Source organism: Vibrio sp. 10N.286.51.B11, assembly GCF_041469245.1.
Taxonomy (GTDB): domain Bacteria; phylum Pseudomonadota; class Gammaproteobacteria; order Enterobacterales; family Vibrionaceae; genus Vibrio; species Vibrio crassostreae_C.
The window spans coordinates 282,704-298,837 of record NZ_JBFRKI010000012.1; the positions used below are offsets into that span (position 1 = coordinate 282,704).

General features: G+C 44.3%; 12 protein-coding genes and 2 tRNA genes. 8 read left to right on the plus strand and 6 right to left on the minus strand.

Features of this window, described 5'->3' with window-relative positions; translation table 11 throughout:
- The first annotated feature begins 48 nt into the window (after window positions 1-48).
- Window positions 49-891: an ion transporter gene (locus tag AB4154_RS08185; RefSeq protein WP_029235134.1), complete on the plus strand. Its 843-nt coding sequence runs from the start codon at window positions 49-51 to the stop codon at window positions 889-891.
- A gap of 152 nt (window positions 892-1,043) precedes the next feature.
- Here the strand turns inward: AB4154_RS08185 and asd are convergent, their stop codons facing one another.
- Window positions 1,044-2,162, minus strand: coding sequence for an aspartate-semialdehyde dehydrogenase (gene asd, locus AB4154_RS08190; RefSeq protein WP_017061186.1), 1,119 nt, complete (start codon window positions 2,160-2,162; stop codon window positions 1,044-1,046).
- A gap of 500 nt (window positions 2,163-2,662) precedes the next feature.
- Here asd and nhaC point away from each other — a divergent pair, with 500 nt between their 5' ends.
- A complete protein-coding gene (gene nhaC, locus AB4154_RS08195; protein WP_017063453.1) occupies window positions 2,663-4,099 on the plus strand; it encodes a Na+/H+ antiporter NhaC in 1,437 nt (478 codons plus the stop codon).
- Window positions 4,100-4,203: 104 nt separating this feature from the next.
- On the opposite strand, the gene AB4154_RS08200 is transcribed toward nhaC, so the two are convergent.
- The 3 genes from AB4154_RS08200 to yejK form a co-directional block, all read right to left on the minus strand.
- A complete protein-coding gene (locus tag AB4154_RS08200) occupies window positions 4,204-5,382 on the minus strand; it encodes a hypothetical protein (RefSeq protein WP_017065980.1) in 1,179 nt (392 codons plus the stop codon).
- Between the two features lie 76 nt (window positions 5,383-5,458).
- A complete protein-coding gene (locus AB4154_RS08205; protein ID WP_372122677.1) occupies window positions 5,459-6,862 on the minus strand; it encodes an Hpt domain-containing protein in 1,404 nt (467 codons plus the stop codon).
- 105 nt (window positions 6,863-6,967) lie between these two features.
- A complete protein-coding gene (yejK, locus tag AB4154_RS08210) occupies window positions 6,968-7,972 on the minus strand; it encodes a nucleoid-associated protein YejK (protein WP_372122679.1) in 1,005 nt (334 codons plus the stop codon).
- Between the two features lie 84 nt (window positions 7,973-8,056).
- Here yejK and AB4154_RS08215 point away from each other — a divergent pair, with 84 nt between their 5' ends.
- From AB4154_RS08215 to AB4154_RS08230, 4 genes are all read left to right on the plus strand, one after another.
- Window positions 8,057-8,284, plus strand: coding sequence for a YejL family protein (locus AB4154_RS08215; RefSeq protein WP_004734063.1), 228 nt, complete (start codon window positions 8,057-8,059; stop codon window positions 8,282-8,284).
- Window positions 8,285-8,312: 28 nt separating this feature from the next.
- Window positions 8,313-10,121, plus strand: a complete 1,809-nt coding sequence (locus AB4154_RS08220) for a DUF3413 domain-containing protein (protein ID WP_017065981.1) — start codon at window positions 8,313-8,315, stop codon at window positions 10,119-10,121.
- A gap of 138 nt (window positions 10,122-10,259) precedes the next feature.
- Window positions 10,260-10,350: transfer RNA gene (locus tag AB4154_RS08225), tRNA-Ser, on the plus strand.
- 418 nt (window positions 10,351-10,768) lie between these two features.
- A tRNA-Ser gene (locus tag AB4154_RS08230) sits at window positions 10,769-10,859 on the plus strand.
- A gap of 75 nt (window positions 10,860-10,934) precedes the next feature.
- Here AB4154_RS08230 and AB4154_RS08235 read toward each other — a convergent pair.
- Together AB4154_RS08235 and AB4154_RS08240 are read right to left on the minus strand one after the other, a co-directional pair.
- Complete coding sequence (locus tag AB4154_RS08235) at window positions 10,935-13,061, minus strand: methyl-accepting chemotaxis protein (protein ID WP_108111419.1); 2,127 nt, start codon at window positions 13,059-13,061, stop codon at window positions 10,935-10,937.
- Between the two features lie 193 nt (window positions 13,062-13,254).
- Window positions 13,255-14,175 (minus strand): histone deacetylase, encoded by a 921-nt coding sequence (locus tag AB4154_RS08240; protein ID WP_372122681.1) that lies wholly within the window; start codon window positions 14,173-14,175, stop codon window positions 13,255-13,257.
- Window positions 14,176-14,436: 261 nt separating this feature from the next.
- On the opposite strand from AB4154_RS08240, the gene AB4154_RS08245 reads away from it, so the two are divergent.
- Window positions 14,437-15,123, plus strand: a complete 687-nt coding sequence (locus tag AB4154_RS08245) for an SDR family oxidoreductase (RefSeq protein ID WP_017059372.1) — start codon at window positions 14,437-14,439, stop codon at window positions 15,121-15,123.
- Window positions 15,101-16,132 carry a DUF3080 domain-containing protein gene (locus AB4154_RS08250; RefSeq protein WP_017063445.1) on the plus strand — a complete coding sequence of 344 codons (1,032 nt, stop codon included), beginning with the start codon at window positions 15,101-15,103 and terminating at the stop codon, window positions 16,130-16,132. Before AB4154_RS08245 ends, AB4154_RS08250 begins: the two co-directional genes overlap by 23 nt.
- Window positions 16,133-16,134 lie beyond the last annotated feature (2 nt).

A 16,134-nucleotide genomic window follows, 5' to 3' on the forward strand; every position in this document is an offset into this window, starting at 1 on the left:
CTTGTATAATGACTGTTAATGCATTTAACAGAAGACGAACCTCTCCTTATGTCACGCAAGCCACTCAAGCATCATTTGTACGTCATTATCTTTGGTACTCACACGCCAGCCGGACGTGCATTTGATATAACTCTGATCGTTGCAATCTTGGCTTCGCTGTTGGTTCTGATCTTAGAATCCATCCCTAATGTGATGACCGAATGGTCACAACAGCTGCGTTATATCGAATACACCTTCACTGCACTCTTCACTCTTGAGTATTTGTTAAGGCTCTATTGCTCCCCAAAGCCAAAATCTTACGCCACCAGTTTTTATGGTGTCGTTGACCTATTGGCGATTCTTCCGACCTACCTAGCAATCATCTTCCCAGGCGCTTCATTTATGGGTGTGGTGAGACTGCTGCGTGTGATGCGTATCTTCCGAATTCTAAAGCTGGTTCGCTACCTGCAAGATTCCAATATTCTGTTGCGCTCACTATTAATGGCACGACGAAAGATACTGATCTTCTTTAGCACCGTCGGCATCTTGGTGGTTATCTTTGGCGCCTTGATCTTTGTTATTGAAGGTCCTGACAATGGCTTCACCAGTATTCCTCACAGTATCTATTGGGCCATCGTGACTATCACTACGGTAGGTTATGGTGACATGGTGCCGCAGACCGCGCTTGGTAAAGCCATAGCATCACTGACCATGCTATTGGGTTACTCTATCTTAGCAGTGCCAACCGGGATCATTACTGCAGAACTCAGTAATGAGATGAACTCGCACAAAGAGTTGGTTAAGTGCCCGAATTGTAACCGAGCGGGTCATGATTCAGACGCCATGTATTGCAAGCACTGTGCTAGCGAATTAGCGGATCCAGACAAGCGTGTCGTCACCGACGAGAAATAAAAGCAGACACGAGATTCGAGTAGCGAGATGCGAAGAGATTTAAGGGCAGTTTCGAGGGCCGAATAACGAGGTAGCAATAAACTAAAAAGGGTTGACGTTTGTCGTCAACCCTTTCGGTTTATCAGCTAATAGAATTTAAGCAATCTTGCCTATTACGATTTCTCAGCAAGGATAATGCGTAGAGTACGACGTAGTGGTTCTGCAGCACCCCAAAGTAGTTGGTCACCAACCGTGAAGGCGTTTAGGAAGTCGTTACCCATCGACATCTTACGCAGACGACCGACAGGTACAGACATTGTGCCTGTTACTTTCGCTGGTGTTAGCTCCTGTGCCGTGATGTCGCGGTCATTAGGAATCACTTTAACCCAATCATTGTGCGTTGCGATGATCTCTTCGATCTCGTCCATTGGCACGTCTTGCTTAAGCTTGATCGTTAGTGCTTGAGCGTGACAACGCATTGCACCGATTCGTACACAAGTACCATCAATTGGGATTGGCTGACCATCTAGACCAAGAATCTTGTTCGCTTCAACACCGGCTTTCCACTCTTCTTTACTCTGACCGTTTTCACGCTTCACATCGATCCAAGGAATCAGTGAGCCTGCAAGCGGAGCACCAAATTGGTCTGTTGGGAATGAAGATGAACGAATCGTATCAGCCACTTTCTTATCGATATCAAGAATTGAGCTTGAAGGGTTTGCTAACTCAGAACTTACGCTGTCGTTGATCACACCCATTTGTGAGATCAGCTCACGCATGTTCTTAGCACCCGCACCAGAAGCTGCTTGGTAAGTCATGGCACTCATCCACTCAACCATGCCTTTCTCGTACAGACCACCTAGAGCCATAAGCATTAAGCTCACAGTACAGTTACCGCCAACGAACGTGTTGGTGCCGCTGTGAATGCCTTGCTGGATTTGAGCCAAGTTAACAGGATCAAGAGTGATGATTGAATCAGCATCCATACGCAGAGTAGATGCTGCATCAATCCAGTAACCTTTCCAACCTGCTTGACGCAGTGCTGGGTATACTTTTGATGTGTAATCGCCGCCTTGACAGGTAATCACAGCATCAAGCTGTTTTAGGCTATCAATATCAAAAGCGTCTTGAAGTAGACCCGCATCTTTACCACCTAAAACAGGGGCAGGAATACCAATCTGAGATGTGCTGTAATAAACAGGCTCAATCAAGTCGAAGTCTTTCTCTTCAACCATACGTTGCATCAGTACAGAACCAACCATACCGCGCCAACCAACTAGACCTACTCTCATCGCTCACTCTCCATGTATAAATTAAAAATTGCTCTCCCCCATCTATAAGTTTTTCAGAAACAGAACTCAAGTGCTTTTTGTCAAAAAGTGTAACTTTTTCGTTTCTTTTAAGTGAACGTAATGAATCGTGCAGTTATCTCTGTATCGACATTCCATCTCCACCTCATTGATTAAGCGTCCATTATCGTCAAATTCAAACATTTACATCGCCAAAGTCGATTCAATCGACGCTCATCACAAACAGTAAATCCCTCTTTTAAACCAAGGTTAATCAGAGTTTTATTTTACAAAACGAAAACAACGTGCGACAGATTTCAACATGTAACAATCATGAATGTAACAAAAATTTAGATTATGAAACCACAATTGATTGAGTTAACAGTCAAATATCACAACTTGGGCGTATTTTTTCGATATAATAAACTAATTACTGTAGTGTCCGTTTTGCACCACACACTATAACGAAGCACTATAAATGCTCGAAATCACAAGAGGCTTTTATGAAGCAGAGTAAAACTCGCCTACCGAACCTATTGCAGGTATTCATCGCGTTAGGACTATTTCTATCCCTTGCTTTTTCCTTTACTGCAAAGCTTGACCTTCCAATTCAACTTGCCTTGTATATTGGCTGGTTCATTATCATGGTTCTTGGTATTCGTCTTGGACACCAATACAAAGACTTAGAAAAAGCAGCACTCAAAGGAATATCCAATGGCTTAGGCGCGGTTTTAATACTTTTAGCCGTTGGCGCTCTTGTTGGTACTTGGATCTCAGGCGGGATCGTACCTACTATCATTTACTATGGTCTGAAAGCTATCCACCCTTCTATTTTCCTTTTAGCGACCATGATCATCTGTTCTCTAACTGCATTGGCGACCGGTACTTCTTGGGGTGCTGCGGGTACAGCAGGTATCGCGATGATGGGTATCGGCCAAGGCCTAGGTGTTCCAGCACCGATTACTGCAGGTGCCGTGCTGTCAGGCTGTTACTTCGGTGACAAGATGTCTCCTCTTTCTGATTCAGTGATTCTGGCTTCTTCAATGTCTGGTGTTGAAGTGGTTGAACACATCAAGGGCATGCTTCCAGTTGCGTTAATCAGCTACGTGATTACAGGCATCATGTTTACTGCGTTTGGTTTCCACTACGCGGGCAACGTTGACATGAGCCAAGTAGACTCTGTAATCAAAGCAATGGAAGTTCAGTTCTACATCACGCCTTACTCATTCGTTCCGGTACTTATCGTGCTTGGTCTGTTGGCTTTCCGTATGCCTTCATTCCCGGTCATCAGTTTTGGTTCTCTGCTGGGTATTATCTGGGCAGTCATGATCCAAGATATCGACTTCCTAACGGCATTCAACACTGCTTGGGCACCGTTCTCAATCTCATCTGGCGTAGAGTTTATTGATTCGATTCTTAACCGTGGCGGCATGTCTTCAATGCTAGGTTCAGTTGCGGTTATCGTATTTGGTCTAGGTTTCGGTGGCTTACTGGATAAAGTGGGCGTACTAGAGACAATCGCTAAGGTGTTTGAGCGCCGCGTAAACAGCGCAGGCTCACTAGCGACGAGCACAATTGGTACGGCCTTCATGGGTAACGTGTTCGGTTCTGCAATGTACGTATCGTTAATCCTTACGCCAAAAATCTGTGCGAAAAACTACGACCGTTTAGGCTACAAGCGTAAGAACCTATCTCGTAATGCTGAGTTTGGTGGCACGCTAACGTCGGGTATGGTTCCCTGGAGTGATAACGGTATCTACATGGCGAGTATTCTTGGTGTTGCGACGCTGTCTTACGCACCCTTCATGTGGTTAAGCTTCATCTGTATCATCGTGACTATCGTGACATCTTACATGGGTTGGTTCGTTGATAAGTGTGAACCAACAGCACCAGCGTTTGAAGCTGAAGAAGCGACCGAGTTAAGCAAGCAACAAGCTTAAGTTCAGGAGCTAACGCTTTCGAACGTAACTCAAAACGTTAATGGATAAATGCAAAAAGAGCGCCCTAGAGCGCTCTTTTTTGATCTGCTGATTTACTTATTTATCTATTTATTGGCGGTTCGTTTACCCAACCAGTAACCGATGCCTAACGGTGCAAAGAACACTACTAAGATAAACAGGATGAAGTAGATAATCACACCTTTGATTAACTCCATTAGCTTATCAATCGCCAGTACCACCACCTCTTGAGAGACGCGATCAAGGTCTTGCGTGAACAGTTCTCTTTCTGAAGTCACAATGCCGGCAATCTCGATGCGCTCTTTCGCAATCATCTCTACTAGAGCTTCTCTCTCACGTGTCACCATTTTTTCTAATGCCACACGTTCATCACTCAGCATCGCCAGTTTTTGGTCGGTTTTATCACTGAGGTCGTTGAGCAATGGTTGCATTTCTGTCGACATAATAGAAGCCAGTGTTTGCATGTACTCCGGATTGTTCTCAATGAAGTCTTGCATGCTTGCTGATGTTTGACGAAGGCTTTCCAGCGTCATCGATAGGTCTTCACCCGTTAGTGAGCTATTCAATGCAACCAACTCCGCCTTCCACGACATCAGTTTTGGTGTCTGGTCAGCCATAAGGCTTAAACGATCAGATGCGTCACTCATTGCTTCTGGCATGGTGCCTAAGCTCTGAACGATTTGCGATTCGTCTTTACCAAGGTAATTTAGCCATTCACGGTAAGCAGGTGTGCTTCTGAATGTGAGGTCTTTAAATGGGTGGCTAGCAGAAAACTGCGCAACGAACGCTTTGCTGTTTTTGAAATCACTCGAGCTCAATACACCCTTTGCCAGCTTCTCGGCTTCTTGATCAAGAAAACGAGCGGTCTCTACTGCATCATCCGTCGCGAACAGATCCGCGCCGTCGCCTTGGCTATAAAACTGATTCATTTGGGCAGTGAAAACCCACGAGTCAATTAACGCAGACATAGGGGAAGTTTGGTAAGCCGCTTGTTGTAAGCCCTGCTCTGCATGGATCTTCCAAAGCAACACATAAGATTGATGTAAGGTGTCATCAGCAGGGTAAGATTGCGCGATGAGATCGGCCGAATCTTCTACTCGTGTAAAGAACATCTTGGCGTATTCACGCGTCATGATCCGAGCATTTAACTCTTGTTGAGTGAGAGGCGTCGTTTGACTATCTAACTTAACTTCTAAGAGAGAACAACCACTTAGCACAATGCTAAGCACCAACACCATCCAACTTCGACTCGAAACTCGTAACATATAAACCTCTGACAAAGACTAAGGGCGCTGATTGTATGAGCGCTTCGTCAGAGTATTGTCAAAAATCCTGTAAAAGTTAACGCTGACTGTCTAAATATTCATGAGCAGAATCCACAGAGGCTTTTATAGCCTGCTCTAGTTCAGCTAAATCATGTTCACTGATCGCTCTGGACTGCTTCATTGTCATTTCAATGGTTGCGGCAATGATGGCTAACCGAGACGCTTTAATACTGCCAGCCACGCCTTTTAAGCTATGTACAATGCGAGCCGCGGAGGTTTCATCTTTGGTCAACAAAGACTTAAACTTCTCGTAGTCACCTGCGTGGTCTTGTACAAACACACCAAGCAAGAGTTCAACAGACTCAGCATCACCATCGAGCGTTTCTAACATGTCTTCGATATCAATCGCAGGCTTTGAATCTGTGACACTGGCAACGTGTTTCTCTACTACTGGCGCCTGTTCAGGGACTTGCTGAATAGAGTATTGCGGTACAACGGGTTGGCTTGTAACATTAATGCTCTGCGGAGGTTGAGAGTCGGAAGACTGGCGCGTTGGCCTGTTCTCGGATACATAAGCGTCACTATCTGCTTGTTTCACTGCTGAGGAAACAACATCGCTATAAGAAGCGTCTTCCTTACTTGAATTAATTTCTAGTTCAGAGCTGAGTTCTTGGTCTGCTTCTTTCATCGTTTTTGTGGACCTAACGCCCCAAAACACTATCCCGCTCATCGCCACCAAGCTTAAGCCTAGCATCACCAACAATAGGTTGAATTGACGATCATGGAACTCAGCTTCGAGTTTTATGATCTGTTCATTTACTGAGTTTTTCTTAATCTTATCAACCAAATAGTTAAGCTGAGCGTAATCACTCAACAATGCTGACGCATCAGCCAGTAGTTGTTGGAGTGCATCTTGTTCTTCGTTTTCTAAGGAATAAGATTTTTCTAGAATGGAATCAAAGGCGCGATAAGTCGCTGACGAACTTTGATTTTCAGAGTACATTGCTTCAAATACCACAACACCGAATTCGTTGAGGAGCGGTTTTAGCTGAGGGGAAAGCTCTTTATCAGCACGCAAGATCTTAATGTTATCAACGATGTCTTGAACTTGGCTTTCTATTGGAATGAACTCATCGAACTTTTCTAGGAACTGATCAGCTACGTACAACAGTTGGTTGACATCAGGACGAAACAAGGCGTGTTGGAAATCAGATTCAATCTGCAGTCGGATCGAATAAACCAACTGAGCATCGAGTGCGAGATCATTGATACGAGAGACTCGAAGCGGTTCTGAGAAATAAAGCGATTGCCTCAATTCGTTGACTCGAATACCGAGCTCTTCGATTTGAGCTAGAGAATTGGTGTAGGAACGGCTTAGATTAAGAAGAGCCAATGAAGGAAGTAACCACAGAGCCAAGAGCACAACCAAAAAGGTGGCTGGTTTTTTAAAGCGTTTGGGCTTTGCTACTGATTGTTCCATCTATATTCCTTGTGCGTGTTAACTTGAAGCCATGACCGTAGCTAAAAGATTAAGCACAAAATAAGCGACAACGTCCTGCTGCCGCTTTTATCCGTTAACTTCGGACTATGACTTATTGCGAGTCAGTTGGTCACGTAAGTTCGGTGGAGTGCCTTTAATCGTTAGCGTGTCTGTCTCCGGATCGTAAAAGATACGTTCGCCTAGAAGCAGACTATCAAAACTAACATTCAAACCGCCACCAGCACCAACAAATTTTGTTAGTTTACGCATAGTTGCGCGATCGGCTGGGAAGCTGTCTTCTAACTCGTAGCCTTGCTCACTAGTATAGTCAAAGAAGCTTGTGCCACCTGTGCTTGCTGGCAACTCACCAGAAAGTTCACGAACTTGTACTTCATCGCCCGCTTTAAGCTGCTCGTTACAGTAATCCGCAACCTGCTTTTTGTAGCTGATCGCTTCTTCTTTCTCTAATTTAGAGTCAGAAACGAAGTCTTCTACCGCTTGCATCAGTACTTGGTTCTGCTGTTTCGCATCCAAACCGACTTCAGCTTGTAAGAAATCTAAGAAGAAATCCGCGACTTTACGGCCAACACGTCCTTTAATATAAGTTAAGTAACGGTTTGACTCTTTATCAGTCTCATAAGTAGAAAGGTCTAGGCGAGCCGCGATATCCATTTTTGAGATATCAAGGTAGTCAGTCGCACTAATATCAAGCCCTTCAGTTACCTTTAGGCTTTGGTTTGAAGGCAATAAACCAATGAAAAGGTAATCTGTTGCAAGTGACTGATATTCAGCCATTACCAAGATACCTTCGTCAGCGAATGGGTACTTTGATAGTTCGTCTTTTAGACGTTGCGCACTCTTTTGAGAAAAATCGTAAAAGTTTGTCTCACCAGCACGAAGTTGATGCAACCACTGCTGGAATTCGCTGTCAGATTTGAAAGAACCAAACCCTTTGCCTGCTTTTGAATTAAAAACACGGTGAAGTTCAGCAACTAGGCTTTCAGATGAAGCATCGTTTTCTAGAGATTCAGCACGATAGTTAACAATCAGCTCATCCTGATCGTTCTTGCTCAGCTGGTGTAAAATTACGTTGGAAAGGTGAAGGCTCATAGTGAAAATATTACCGTTCAGGTTTCAGTTGTCGTGCATAGTAGGTTATCATAAGCCGCTTTTACTATCATTATTAGAGTCCTTATGCCGATTATATCTAAATACACAGATGATCAAGTTGAAAAAATCCTAGCTGAAGTAGGTGCTGTACTAACTAAGCACAAAGCTTCGCCAGAACTTTCACTGATGATCGCTGGAAATATCGCAACCAATGTCTTAAATCAGAATGTTGCTGCTTCACAACGCAAAGGAATTGCTGAAAAATTTGCCGAGGCTTTAATTTCTTCTCTTGAAGATAAAAAGTCTCACTAAATTTGATTGACGGATAAAAGAATTATAAATGGTAGACAGCGCAAACTCATATAGCGATCGTGTATCTCGACTGGTTGGTTGGGGTCACTGGTTTGCATTTTTCAACATCATTGCTGCGATGTTGATTGGTACTCGTTATATTACTCAATCTGCTTGGCCAGAAACCTTGCTAGGCCAATTCTATTTGGCTGCATCGTGGGTTGGTCATTTTGGCTTTTTAGTGTTCGCGCTCTATCTATTAGTGCTGTTCCCGCTCACTTTTATTCTTCCGTCGAGGAAGTTATTACGTTTGGTTGCCGTTATCTTCGCGACCATAGGTTTAACTGTCCTACTGATTGATACCCAAACGTATCAAAATATAAACCTCCACCTGACGCCTGTCGTGTGGGAGGTTTTATTCAGTGGAGAGGAATCTGCATTCACGTCTGATTTGCAGCACCTCTTCATTGTTATGCCGCTTATCTTCTTGCTGCAACTCGGTCTATCTGAGTGGGTTTGGCGTAAGCAGCGTAAACTGTCTCATAAACACATTGGCCGTCCGATTACTGCCGTCTTCTTCTTGTGTTTCATCAGCAGCCACTTGACCTACATGTGGGCTGATGCGTACTTCTATAACCCAATTACTAGCCAGAAAGCGAACTTCCCACTGTCTTACCCAATGACAGCGAAAAGCTTTATGGAAAAACATGGCCTATTAGACCGTGAAGAGTACCTTGAGCGTTTAGAAGCGAACAAAGAGAACGTAAACCTAGTTAGCTACCCGCTAGAAAAAATTCAATACAACCGCCGCAGTGATGATCTTAATATCCTGATGGTGAGTGTGAACAACCTTCGCTCTGACGCACTTAATGCGACGGCGATGCCAAACAGCTATGCCTACGCGCAACAGTCGATCAACTTCACCAACCACTACAGTTCAAGTAACGATATGTTCGGTATTTTTGGCTTGTTCTACGGCCTACCGAGCAGCTACGCAAGCAGCATTGAAGCTCAGGGGTCAAGCGCAGTATTGCTCGATGTTTTAGAGAATCACGATTACAAGTTCGCTGCTTTCAGTGGCGACAACTTTAGCGATGCACTTTACTCGGATATTATCTTCCGAGGCCGTGATGTGATGCCAGAGCAAGCAACTTATGATGACCAGAGTGCCATAAAAGCTTGGTCTAACTGGATTCAATCACCGCAAGCTAAACGCCCTTGGTTTAACTTTATTGAATTAACCACACTGGATAACTTCGCCAGCTACGATTCAAGTTCAGAGTCGGACTCTACGCTAACGACAGCAGAGCGTTTTGCAGCAGACTATCAAAAGTCGGCGACAGCGGCCGATGCTCAGCTAGCAACTATCTACGCTGAACTGGAACGCTTAGAGCTTGCCGATAACACGGTGGTTATCATTACCTCTAACCACGGTACTGAGTTTAACGAAACCAAAACCAACAGCTGGGGTGCAAACTCCAACTACAGTCGTTATCAGTTACAAGTACCACTGTTTATCAGCTGGCCTGGCAAGTCTGCTTCTGAATACACCCACCGTTCTAGTCATCTAGACGTGTCAGTAACACTGATGCAAGAGCTATTGGGTGTATCTTCGAACCCAACAGATTTCAGTAGTGGTCGCAGCCTGTTTAATGAACGTAACAGAAAGTGGATTCTCGCGGGCGACTCTCGTGAACTTGCTCTTGTTACTGACCAGCAAACAACGGTGTTGGATAAATTTGGTAACTACAAATTGTACGACCAAAATTACAAGCGCCTGAAAAACGTAAGCCCTCGCTTACCTGTGTTGATGCAAGGCCTGACAGAGCTACAGCGTTTCTACACAAAAAATGACTAAATAATCAGCAAACAGCAAAGGGAAGCCAATGGCTTCCCTTTTTTATTGCCGTGAATGATTAGAAAACAAGCAACAAAACAAAATTATGAAAATTAAGGGTTTACAAGATCCTCCACCCCTTATATTATTCACGCCACTGGAGGGATGGCTGAGTGGTCGAAAGCACCGGTCTTGAAAACCGGCAACCGTTAATAGCGGTTCTAGGGTTCAAATCCCTATCCCTCCACCACTTTAAAGAAAGCCGCTGAGAAATCAGCGGCTTTTTTGCATCTGAAGCTTTTTAAAATATAAAGCTCATCTAACAAAACTCTCTACAGTCCCAGTTTCAAACCCATTCACTTTATACCTAGTTTTAAATTCCGATCTCACCGTTCTAAACTAAAAGTTCATGCGCCTAAGCCACTCCCCTCATAACTTTACCTGCAAGCCAATTAGATACTTTCTTTTTTAATAGCACAGAAACACTTCACGTATAACAAAAGTTGGGAATACTTGGCTTATTGAATATTAGATTTTGTCGGCTTCTTAATAAACCGAACAATAAATAATCATTCAGAACAAAAACACCAAAAAGCGTTCATAAAAAAAGCAGTCAGTTAATAAGGGTATTTACAAGCGAAAGCCACCCTTATATTATATGCGCCATTGGAGGGATGGCTGAGTGGTCGAAAGCACCGGTCTTGAAAACCGGCAACCGTTAATAGCGGTTCTAGGGTTCAAATCCCTATCCCTCCACCACATTAAAGAAAGCCGCTGAGAAATCAGCGGCTTTTTTGTATCTGGCGTTTGCGTAAAGAACTTACGTATTTTCCACTACGCCACCTTTCGGCTCACTTCAAAACGCCCAATCAATTGGTCTAAACGGCTCAATGCATTGCCCATCAAGGACACTCGACGTGCGAGTTGCTTAGTAGACAGTTGTAAGTCAGATATTGAACGTTGGGCTTTATCTGCCGTTTGTCCATTTTTCTGACTGTTTTCATCTAAGTTAGACATCGTGGTAAAGAGGTCACTCACCGCTGATTGAATTTGCTCACTGCGAGCATTTGAGTCGACTGTTAAGTTTCCTTTACTCACATTCTCGACACCTCGCTCCATGGACTCAACAGCACTGCGAGACTTACTATGCAGCTCTTTCATTAGGTCACTAATATGGTTAGCAGCTTGTGAAGTTCGGTCAGCCAGAGTTCTTACTTCAGAAGCGACGACAGAGAACCCTCTCCCGTGTTCACCTGCTCTTGCCGACTCAATGGCCGCATTCAAGGCCAAAAGGTTAGTCTGCGCGGTAATGTCAGTAATGATATCTATAATGTCAGACACCTTAGTCATTTCATTATTCACCTCATTCACGCTATGCGCCGAGCTTTCTACGATATTGCGAACAATCTCCATGCCTTCGACGGACTGATTGTACTCCTTCTCTGCGCTCAGGACGGCTTGTTTCATCACCGTGTCCATTTGCGTTGCTGAGACACTCGCATGAGTAATTTCGCTCTGTTGATACTGACTCAACTGAAGCATATTGCTTAACGCTTGTGATGCATCATCACTGGTTTGCTTCATCACGACACTGCGACGAAACATCGATTCCGAAACCTCTCTAACTTCGTGACTCGCATGGATCAACTCACTCACCGTGTTATCTAAATTGTCGATAAAACTGTTAGTCCAGCGCCCTAAGTTGCCAAGTTCATTATGACTGAATGTGGTGGGATCAAGTCTCCGACTTAAGTTGCCATCACCTTCAGCTAAGGTCTGCATTACCCCGGTCATTTCATGAATCTTCTTCGCTAGTGGTTTGGCGCTAACTAAACGGAATAAGCCCAATGAAAGCAACGCGCAAGCGAACATAATGCCACTCTGCATAAAAGGTGTGAGTGTATAAAGGTTGGCAAACAGTAATGGAACAAATAGAGGCAGTAGCATGCAGCTGATAAAGTGCTTAGATAAGGTATAACTTAGACTTCGGTCTCTGTAGACCTCTTCTAAATCGGACTCACACATCATGCCAAAGGTATCTGGTGAACCATCCAATTGAAAAGTGATACCTTTGCCAATAACGGGTATGTGGCGATAGTCAGAATACCCCGGATAACCAATAAACAAGTTATTGCCATTTTTAATGGTTTCTCTTACGCCTGGGTGAAGCTGGTTGGTGGCTGGGTCCGTAAAGCGAATCTCAAATTCGGTGTGGTGCTGGATCTTAACCGTTCCCCAATCAGTATGAATCCCTTGCTTTAAGTTCTCGCCGTGTGAAAAGGTATTATCTTCAAAGCGAGAACGAGAGAGCGCAACACCCGGCTGAGTATGAGGATCATGAATGGAGTCGACCATAAAGATATAGTTATCACCCGACTCGCTATAAATATGCCCCGCTTCTCTTTGAATAATGTCACCAATAACATCATTTGGAACACGACCACATAGGAATTGCGGCGCCCCTTCATCCCGAGAAAAGGGGACATAAAACATCAGCGTTACTTGGTCATGAAACGATGAACTCGAAGCCCCTACGTTCAACGTGCGCTGATCCATATACGGCCCATGCAGATAACGCTTTGAAGCCCCTTCAACTAAAGCCTTCTTGTCTCCAAGGTTAACCCCTACATGCTCATGATAACTCGATGCTTGTGCTATCCCCTTAGCATCGACGATCGCCAACTCAGAAAAATCCGTACTGCGTTTAAGAAGGCTAGATAACGTCCCCTGTGCTTGCTCTTCCGTTCGACTTGCCAAATAAACAGCAGAGTCTTCTAAAAAGTCCCATTGATTCTTGACCCAGTTATGCAGAAGTTGAACTCGCGTGTGAGCAATACTTTCAAAAGCTTGTTCAAGCTCCTCCGTCCTACTTCGATTGAGGAAACAAGCTCTGCGCATAGCCAGTTTTCCTGTTGCGCCAAACCAATTAAGCCAACTACGTTCCTTGTCCGTCAGGTTCATTTTTATCCCTTGTGTTTTTATAGACACATGGGTCAAGCAATTTACAGACCACAATTAACCACACAAATACGTAACTAATTAATAAAAAAGCACTTTATATGAGTCACAATGGTGCAAGCGTGTCTTTTATGGTGCAAAAGGCGCTTATTTCACACCATCATTTCAATGAACTATCAGCCGCTAATTTGAGAGGTTAACCGTGAACATGATAGGCCGCTTTTAACAGCTGCATGTGAATCGGCACCAGATCTTGGTGTTTAGTGCGGTACCCGCCACCGACTACGCAAGCCATCGGAATAGACTCTGATTTCGCTAATTCAATCATGAAACAGTCGCGCTCAAATATCCCTTGTGTCGAGACATTCAAATAACCCAGTTCATCGTCTTGATGAATATCTATCCCCGCATCATAAATAATCAGATCAGGTTGATGGTGAGCAATCGCTAACTTAGTGACTTGTTCAAAACAACGTAGGAACTCTTCATCTTCTGTTTCACGACTTAATGGCACATCTAAATCGGATAGCGGCTTTCGTGCAGGGAAGTTTTTATCGCAGTGGAACGACAGAGTAATGATGTCGTCGTTGTCTTGGCAAAGAGTTGCTGTGCCATCACCATGATGAACGTCGCTATCAACGATCAGCACTTTATCGATATGTTCAAAGGTCAGCGCGTGTTTTGCCGCTAAAACCAAATCGTTCAACAAACAAAAGCCACTGCCAAAATCATGATGCGCATGATGATAACCACCACTCAAATGAATCGCTAAACCAGTCTCTATTGCCATTTCAGCGGCCAAGCAGGTTCCACCACTTGAGTAGAGTGTTCTTTCGATAAGTTGTTCACTCCAGGGGAAACCGATACGTCTCATCTTTGCTGCGGGCAAATTACCAGAAACAAGCAAATCCACATACTCACTATCGTGAACCTGTTTTACCTGTTCAACCGAAACTGGCGTTGGTTGGAACATTTCAAACTGACTCTTCCATAGAGGATCTCTATCCATTAATGCTTCAACGGCACTGTGTAACAACTGATATTTGTTAATCGGGTAACGGTGACCTTCTGGTAAAGGTAACTGCGAATAGATTGGGTGGTAAATTAAAGGAATCATAATCAGGTTAATTGCGTATCTTTCTCAAAATCATAACAGTCTCAGCCTAGGCGACAACCTTAATTGATGATAATAGTTATCATTATCTTGGCTTTAAAAAAGAGACAGCAATGAAAAACCTAATACTCATCTTTGGGGTGATCTGCGGCTCAGCGGCAGCAGTAATGATTTTTGTAGGAATGCTAATGGCCAGTTGGTGGAGCGTTGATTTTCTCGTGTTAAGCCATCAAACTTAACTAATTGAACTGAAAAGGAATCACCATGAGCGTTATTTTTATTACTGGAGCGAACCGCGGCATTGGCTTAAGCCTGACTCGACAATACTTGGAAAGTAATCACAAGGTGTACGCGACTTATCGTGATGACAATTCAGCAAAAGAACTGCTCTCACTCGCAGACCACAACACCAACCTTACCTGTATTCAATTAGAGATAACCGATTACCAAGCAGTAAGCCAACTCCCTTCGCAAATAGAGTCGATTGATATCTTGATCAACAACGCTGGCTACTATGGCCCTAAAGGCTACGGGCTGGGTAATACCGATGTTGAAGAGTGGCGTCGTGTATTCGAAGTCAACACCATCGCTCCACTAAAGCTTGTCGAAACGCTATTGCCTTTACTCAAAGACAGCGATATCAAAAAGGTCGCTTGTTTATCCTCTAGAGTCGGCAGTATGTCAGAGAACACCTCAGGCGGCGGTTACATCTATCGCTCCTCTAAAGCCGCTCTAAACTCCGTGGTGAAGAGCCTAAGCAACGACTTAACCGATGATGGCTTTACGGTGTTAGCACTGCATCCAGGTTGGGTGCAGACTGAAATGGGTGGCCCTAATGCTCTGATCGACACCGACACTTCAGCTTCCGGCCTGATTGAAGTCATCGAGTCAGCGAATACCGAAGTGAGTGGTCACTTCTTCAATTTCGATGGCAGCGAAATTGACTGGTAATCCACAGATGAATGCAGGGCATCTCTCAAACCTAGTTAAGCACTCAACGCTGTTTTGTCTAACAGTGATGCTAGCTGGCTGTTTCAGTGATGGCCCCGGCGACTTGTTCGACGACTATCAAACAAAGATAGCCAGAGTACAAGATGCTGACGAGATAATAGAGGAATGGGAATTTGAAAGCCTACCGAGAAAACGAGAACTGCTGCTTGACGTGCCCTCACTCTCTATCGGTCTCATCGACAGCTACCAGCTTCGTCAGTGTGGATTGTTCAATCTGATTGCAGAAAGAAATTCGGTTCTGGGCAAGGTCGCGGATGAGTTTCGTAATTACGATTATCAAGTCGCGCTACTTGAAGGCGTGGGCAAATGTTTATCCAGTAATGAATTAGACCCAGAGATCGTAGAATTACTAAGAGAAATTGAGCAACAGAAACTCGCACAGTTTCCACTGCATCAATGGAATCTCATCTATGCCAGCGATGCTATGCAGTCACAAATGCGGGGTAGTCAGTGGTTACGCGCTGATATAGGCGATCAGGTACGACAAACCAGTGATGCGTTAGAACACATCAATCAAGCGTTAAACACATCGCTCGTTTCCGGCAAAACCACTGAGGTTCAAGAAGTATTAGAGAAGAGTTCGACCCTTGGGGATTTATACTACTCGCTCGCTCGGGCGTCAGTTGAGCTTGATACCATCACCAAACAGCTGACAACTTTTGATGACAAGATCATCTGTGGTAAACAACGAGACACCACTAAGTTCCGCTATCTCAACAATGTGTTCGAGCAACAATACATAGGTAAGGTTCAGCCTTACATGGCGCAACTGGATGGCTACTATCAGCACATAGCCCCGCAACTAGGAATGTTTGACGCGCAACCTGAACTGCACAGTTATTACTTTCCCATCCAAGATGCACATCAAGCCTTTCGATCATCCACTCGTCGCCATGTTGACTATTGGCAGCAACTGTTTAAACGTTGTGGCCGTAAAGTCGGTCGCTAATC

Bases quoted from the DNA above. Each gene is read 5' to 3' on its own strand.
- AB4154_RS08220 (WP_017065981.1), top strand. From the start codon at position 8,313: ATGGTAGACAGCGCAAACTCATATAGCGATCGTGTATCTCGACTGGTT.
- AB4154_RS08240 (WP_372122681.1), bottom strand. From the start codon at position 14,175: ATGATTCCTTTAATTTACCACCCAATCTATTCGCAGTTACCTTTACCA.
- AB4154_RS08250 (WP_017063445.1), top strand. From the start codon at position 15,101: ATGGCAGCGAAATTGACTGGTAATCCACAGATGAATGCAGGGCATCTC.
- AB4154_RS08185 (WP_029235134.1), top strand. From the start codon at position 49: ATGTCACGCAAGCCACTCAAGCATCATTTGTACGTCATTATCTTTGGT.
- asd (WP_017061186.1), bottom strand. From the start codon at position 2,162: ATGAGAGTAGGTCTAGTTGGTTGGCGCGGTATGGTTGGTTCTGTACTG.
- AB4154_RS08205 (WP_372122677.1), bottom strand. From the start codon at position 6,862: ATGGAACAATCAGTAGCAAAGCCCAAACGCTTTAAAAAACCAGCCACC.
- AB4154_RS08235 (WP_108111419.1), bottom strand. From the start codon at position 13,061: ATGAACCTGACGGACAAGGAACGTAGTTGGCTTAATTGGTTTGGCGCA.
- nhaC (WP_017063453.1), top strand. From the start codon at position 2,663: ATGAAGCAGAGTAAAACTCGCCTACCGAACCTATTGCAGGTATTCATC.
- AB4154_RS08215 (WP_004734063.1), top strand. From the start codon at position 8,057: ATGCCGATTATATCTAAATACACAGATGATCAAGTTGAAAAAATCCTA.
- AB4154_RS08245 (WP_017059372.1), top strand. From the start codon at position 14,437: ATGAGCGTTATTTTTATTACTGGAGCGAACCGCGGCATTGGCTTAAGC.
- AB4154_RS08200 (WP_017065980.1), bottom strand. From the start codon at position 5,382: ATGTTACGAGTTTCGAGTCGAAGTTGGATGGTGTTGGTGCTTAGCATT.
- yejK (WP_372122679.1), bottom strand. From the start codon at position 7,972: ATGAGCCTTCACCTTTCCAACGTAATTTTACACCAGCTGAGCAAGAAC.